The organism is Streptomyces sp. NPDC037273, from assembly GCF_055603625.1.
On the sequence record NZ_JBVJVO010000019.1, the window covers coordinates 134,915 to 141,117 of the forward strand.

Consider the following 6,203-nt stretch of genomic DNA (forward strand, 5'->3'; position numbering starts at 1 on the left):
CCTGGTCTCGGTCGCTTTGTTGTCGGCGGTCGTCTGGAGTTCCGTATGGGCGGTCGGTTTGTTTCCCGGTTTGGGCGGTAACTTTCCGTCGTGGAGCTGCAGTGGTGACACTGGAGCGGGGGATGGGGGACGTGGGCGTGGCGCGTTCGTGGTTGTCGATTCGTGTGGAGCTGGTCTCCGGCCTGGGTGCGGATTTTTGGCCGAGGCCTGGGCGTGTGTTTGCTGCGGCGCGTTCGCATTCCTTCGCTCAGCTCGCCACCTCCATCGATGTGGCGTTCGGCCGCTGGGACATGGCGCACCTGCACATGTTCACGCTGGCCGGCGGAAGGGGCGTGAGCCCGCTGGACTGGTGGGACGGGGAAGCGCCCGATGGCACGGTCGACGGCCGGTCGACCACGTTGGGCAGACTGGAAGCCGGCGAGCAGTTCGCCTACGTCTTCGACCTGGGCGACAACTGGACCCACCTGTGCACGGTGGCGGATGAGCGGATCGATCCCCTGGTGGAGCTGGGCACGGACCCGGGCCGGCCGGCTCCGTACTGGGGCTGGGGAAGCCTGCCAGATCAATACGCCCGCCGCTGGGACGGGGACGACGGCGACTCCCGCATGCCGAAGCGCCCTCCCCACGGCGGTCTCTCAGATCTCCCTCCGATCCTGCCGTGGTGGGGTGACCGAGCACGCGCATAGGCCACGCCGCGTTCCTGCGATGGCCACGAGCGGGGAATCGACGCAGCATGGTCGGGAGCTGACGACCGCCGACGTCCCCACTCGAACTGCTCCCCGCCCCTGTGGAGTGCTCAGATCTCGGTCGCTTCAGTCGCTGATTGTCCGCTAGTTGCCCGAGGGATGTGGTGAGTATCGACTGGTGTGCTGACCGTGCCTGCGGTGTGCTTACCACCGGGCCTACCGCAGGTGCTTCCCACATCCGCAGGGAGGGTTCCACGCCGGTGCTGCACATGGGCATGTGCCTGATCTGCGCTGCGGGGAAGGCCCCTGCTTCGCTGTGCTCAGGGCCTGCCCTATCGGTTGCTCTCAGTTTCTGTGGGGGTGACCCCGCCGGACGCAGGACGCGGGCCCAGCCCTGGCCCGATCACTTCTCCTTTTGCGCGGGGAGCCCACCCGGCCGTCTTCAGTACGGCTGGCACGGGCTGCTCCCCGTACGCGTGGGGTTGGCCGTTTCGGTTCTGCCTGCGCAGACCTGAATGGGTGATGCGGTTTCTGTATAAGGGGCGGTTGGCGTATGCGGTATGCGTTTTCCGTATACGGGATGGGTTCGGTTGCGCAGGGCCGGAGTGTGACCGCATGACCCTCAGCAGCGCGCTGGGTCACCCATTGGCCGGCCGTTGTCCCTCCACCGCCAGCCCGGGGCCCGCCTGCCCCAGCAGCCCCGCACCACCCCCAGCGCCCAGACCTCCGCGCTGCGACCAACCGACCCCACCCCTGAACACGGCTTGCCTGCCCAGAGCGACACCCGGGCCAAGCCGACGTGGACCCCACAACCTGAACGTGACGCGCCACGCGGCCACGCCGGCCGTCAACACCCACTTCCGACCCGCTCTTGAAGCCGGCCGAACCAGATGCGGTAGGTGAACGGGAGACACACCAGACCAGGTACACAGAGCATGAGCCACACCAGCCACGCAGGAGGGAAGTAACTCGGCAGTGGCCAGGCGTCATGGAACAGCGCGCCCATGCACACGTCCATGACCACGACGAGCGGGGGACCGATCCAGGTCACTCCGGCCGTCCAGTCCAGTCGGCCGCCACCCCAGTACGAGGCAACGAGCATGCTGAAGCCGACGTGCGCCGGGACGTATAACCAGCCGAGCCATCTGTCCCCCAGCCCGTTCGAGTAGGCCACGCCGACCGTGGAGGCGGTGATGGCCACCAGGTAGGCCACGCTGACGGCGGTGAGCAGCAGCCGAACGTGCCACTTCACCGTCGGCTTGACCAGCACGTAGTCGCGGCTCCCCGTCGGTGCGGAGCCGGCCGGTGACCCGCCACCACCCGGCGGCCCTGCGTTCCCGGCAACCATGCTGGTGTCGGGCTCGGTCCCGGTGTCGTCGATCAATGTGGTGGGGCTGATCCCGGCGGCCAGGCAGGCCTGGGCCTGGTCCACCAGGGCGGCAGCACGCTGATACAGGACGGGGTCCGCGCTGGGCTGGCCCGCGCGGATACCGACCGCGTGCCGGGCTGCGCTCAGCCAGTGGGCGGCATCATCGGTGTCCAGCTCGGCGGCGACCTGGATGGCCAGGGGCAGCAGGTCCTGAGGAGCGGCGGCCACGGCACGGTGGGCGCCCTCGGCGAGCACAGGATCGTCCGTACTGACACGGGCGACGGCTTCCAGGGTCTGTCGGCGCTGGGCGGCCCTGAGGCCTTCGTGCCGCAGGAAGTGCTCCAGGAACTCGTGCCCGCTGTCGGTCTCGACTTCCGCGAGCAGAGCTGCGGTCAGCGGCTCACCGACCGCACCCCAGTGGGCGCCGTCGGTGCTGGGGTAGGCGGCGGTGAGGATGTCATCGAGAGCGGCGAGCACCCGTTGATCGGGGGGAGCCGCGGGGCCGTAGCCACTGTGATGGGCGTCGTACCCGGCGCGGATGACGGCCTGCCCGTCACGGGCGGTGGCCGCCCCGGCGAGGAACTGGGCCGTGATCAGGCTGCGGATCAGCTTGGTGTCCACGGCGCCGTGCGGAAGGCGGGCTTCGGCAATCTTGCGGACGTAGTTCTCCTCATGGGCCAGCACCACCTCCATCGGGTGGTCACGGTCAGCGAAGTCCGGGTTGGAGTGGACCAGGACGTCGGCGAGGGCCGCGATGTGGTGGTAGATGACCGGATGAGGCCCGGTGTCCTCGAGGCGGGCGCCATACTCGTTGGGCGCGTCCGCGAGCGCGCCCTCGCGCCAGGCCTCGTCCGCATGCCCGGCGAGGCGGAGCTGTTCGATCCGGTGCGCAAAGTCCGTCTTGGCGCTCTGGTAGATGTCCGCGCTCGGCTGGCCAGCGTAGGCGTCTTCGGGGGTGACGGCGAAGGTGTGGGCGATCGGGCCGGCATGAAGCGCACGCAGTTCGCGTCGTTTGGCCTGCCACCAGCCGTCGCGGCGCCGGGCCAGGAGCAGGACGCGCACGGTGTGTCCATCGCGTTGCTGGGTCAAAGCCGCGGTCAGGTCAGCAAGCTGACGATCCCGGGTCTCGGCCAGGTCCACGATCACCAGGAGCGGATAACGAGAGGAAGCGAGGACGCCGTAGCCGGTGCGCGGCGGGCACTCGGAGAGGAAACCACCGCTCCAGGGACGACGGTCCGCGTCCTCGGCCCGCGGAGCGGCCAGCCGCTGTAACACCTCGGCGAGCAGTCGCGTCTTGCCAGTACCGCCCAGTCCGGTCAGCGCAGCGACATCCAAGCGGTGCGGGGCCCGGCACCACCCAACGATCTCCTCTATGAGACCGGACATGCCAGTGAGGGTGACGGTGCGCGCATGCGGGTCGAGCAAGTAGGAGGAGGACAGGACCGGTTCAGGCGCGCCATGCAGGAGTCCTCGCAGATCGGCCGCCTGAAGCGTAGGGAGCATGCCGGTGTACTCGGCCACGGTCCGGCAAAAGCCGTCCGCCCCCAGCAGCTGGGAGACCGGCAAGGCCATCAGGCTGCGATCCCACTGCTTGTCGACCGTGCGAACCAGGCCGACCAGCAGCCCATGGCAGGTGACCCCGGCCCCGGACAGCCCCTTCCAGTTCTCATAGAACCGGGGCAGCGCGCCGGACACCTCGAACCCGTACAGCTTCGAACGCGAACCTGTGTGGGGCGCGATCGTTCCGTCCACTGTTCTCAGGTCGTCGATGAAACGCTGCGGATCCCACCCGGCCTTGCGGCGCATGGCCTTGGGAAAGCCCGACATGGTGCACTGCGGCCGGTAAGCCGGATCGCTGCACACCAGTTCCCCGAAGCGTGCGGTAACCATCGCCGCACCAACGAGGTCGCCGTCTGCCGCCAGCAGCGCCGCATCAAGGCGGGCATCACACCACACCACACGGGCCGGGGTGAACTCAGTGCTCGCCACGTCCCGGACCTGCACGTCGCGTGGCGTGGGCTGGGCGACGTGCAGAGCGGTCAGGACCAGGCCAGGGGCGATGAGATAGCCGGTGCCGTAGGACTCCTCGCCGCTGCCGGTGCTCAGTACTTCGACGGTACGCCGTTCCGACCCCCCGATCATCGGCATGACTCTTAGTCCAATCCGGCCAAGGATCCGCCGCGGCCTCCCGTCGTATCCCCGATCTCCAGGTCCCTTCCCTCCGGGTCGGGGGCGACATTGAGGGTGACCGTCATACGGTGAGTAGCGGTCCTTGACCGTTCCCCTCTCCCATCCGCAGAGACGACGAACGCCTTCACGCCCCCGCCCGCCGACGCGGTGTGCCGCAGCTCGATGCCCAGGTCGAGGACGACGTCCTTGACTGTGAACCGGATCGGCGAACCCGCCCCACCACGCTGCGCGGCGGCCAACCCGTCGCGCACCGCCTTGATCGCGTCAGACAGCTCGGTTGGCTCCAACTCCATACATCCCCCATTGATCGTTGATGCGCCGCGCCAGTGTGCCCGCGTCGACGGCGGGGCGGAAGGGCCCTATCAGCCGAATCGTCCACGAAGACGCTGTGATACCGGTACCCCAGGTGCCAGCCCGGGGAAGTGCCTTTCGTTCAGTGCGAGTCCACCACTGGATCCCACCGACACCGCCCCCGAGCAGCTCACCCAGCCATAGAGCCGACGCCGTCCGCCGCGCCATGGTGATGACCTGCTCCTCGTACGCGCGGGGATGGCATGGCCGGCGCCAGTGTGGACGTTCGGCTTGTTGTCTGTGTGGGGGCTGCGTCTGGTCGTCCCGGGTACGCCGGCGTCGACTGCTCCCCGAACCCGGGTGCGGGCTTGGTTTGGTGATGCGGTTTCTGCATGCAGGGCGTCCCGGGGGGCATGTGGATGCGGTATGCGTTTTCTGTATGTGGGGGTTCGGGTTCCGGGCCGGGGTGGGTGTGAGTACCCGGTTGCGTTGGGGTGAGCGGGAGAGCCGCAGGCTCCGGTTCTCCTGATCCGTCGTGGGCCTTCCCACCCAAGGCGGCCTGGTCTGTGGCCTGCGCGGCTGGTTGTTGTCTTATCGGCGGCTGCGGTGGCGTCCTCCTCCTTGCCGCGCCCTGCCCCGGACGTCTGATGTCCTTGACCTGCGCTGGGCAGGCGCGGTGTCAGAGGAAACCGTCCTTGCCGGTACACCTGAGGTGCGGTGAGTAGAGGCCTGTGAGGCTTTGAGGCTGTTTTCCCAGGTGGGTGGGTGGTCTGGGAGCTGTGGAGCGGCGGACTCACCATGGCTCTCGTACAGGGGCCCGGCCGTGATGTCGATGGGCAGACCACCCTTGTCCGGCAGCGGCTTGCGCGACATGCGGATCCCGGCCAGCACGGTCCCCGTTGCTGCGCCCTGCTCTTGGGGAGTGTGGGCGGCTCCGTGGTGTCTGTGGTGGCCGTGATTCCGTGCTGGGCCTGGTGGTGTGGATGGGTTCTGGGGCTTTCCTCGGGCGGCTGGGTGGGTGTGGGGGGTGATGGTTCGTCTTATGCGTTTTTTGTATGGGGTGTTGGTGTGGTGCCAGGAGGGGTTCCCTGTCAGCGGTTTGCGGTTTTGTCATATCCAGTCAGATCTCTGGTAGTTGGTGGCGTATGTTGGGGTTTGCGTTTTTCGCATGTCTCGTTGGGCACTGCAGTCGCTCCCGCAAGGGTAGGGGAGGGCGCCTAAATGATCTTGATGAGGTCTAGACAATCATCCTTCGAGGAAAGACTCCACATATCACGTAGAGTGATGCTCTTCCGCGTCCTCGCGGACCCTGGAACACCACCCTCACCCGTGCGCATCGTGACCGCTCTACAAGCCCCTACAGGATGCCGCTACGCTTCCGCCGGCCCCGCAGGGGCCAACCCACCAACTACACCCGCACCCACCAAAACCTCACCAACCACCAAGCGGAACAGCCCACTTGGCAGCACCACAGCCCGCCGCAGGCGGACGCCCGACGACAAACAACCCCCCCACCCCACACCCGCACCGCTCAACCCAACCCGACCACCCCGCAGTCACCGCAGGTGACGGTCCCTCAGCCAACCAGCCCAGCGCCGCGCAGCGGCGCAGCGCCATTGGGAGTGACGCAGTCACTCTGCGTCGTGTCTCCGCAGGAGACCGCGCGC

At 67.8% G+C, this 6,203-nt stretch carries 3 protein-coding genes; 1 reads left to right on the forward strand and 2 read right to left on the reverse strand.

The features are described from left to right. The first annotated feature begins 101 nt into the window (after window positions 1-101). Window positions 102-686, forward strand: coding sequence for an IS1096 element passenger TnpR family protein (locus ACZ7G1_RS34740; protein ID WP_470874945.1), 585 nt, complete (start codon window positions 102-104; stop codon window positions 684-686). Window positions 687-1,533: 847 nt separating this feature from the next. Here ACZ7G1_RS34740 and ACZ7G1_RS34745 read toward each other — a convergent pair. Together ACZ7G1_RS34745 and ACZ7G1_RS34750 are read right to left on the reverse strand one after the other, a co-directional pair. Further along, window positions 1,534-4,203 carry a hypothetical protein gene (locus tag ACZ7G1_RS34745; protein WP_470874944.1) on the reverse strand — a complete coding sequence of 890 codons (2,670 nt, stop codon included), beginning with the start codon at window positions 4,201-4,203 and terminating at the stop codon, window positions 1,534-1,536. Window positions 4,204-4,208: 5 nt separating this feature from the next. Next, window positions 4,209-4,538, reverse strand: coding sequence for a trypco2 family protein (locus ACZ7G1_RS34750; protein ID WP_470874943.1), 330 nt, complete (start codon window positions 4,536-4,538; stop codon window positions 4,209-4,211). Between the last annotated feature and the right edge of the window lie 1,665 nt (window positions 4,539-6,203).

Bases quoted from the DNA above. Each gene is read 5' to 3' on its own strand.
- ACZ7G1_RS34750 (WP_470874943.1), bottom strand. From the start codon at position 4,538: ATGGAGTTGGAGCCAACCGAGCTGTCTGACGCGATCAAGGCGGTGCGC.
- ACZ7G1_RS34745 (WP_470874944.1), bottom strand. From the start codon at position 4,203: ATGCCGATGATCGGGGGGTCGGAACGGCGTACCGTCGAAGTACTGAGC.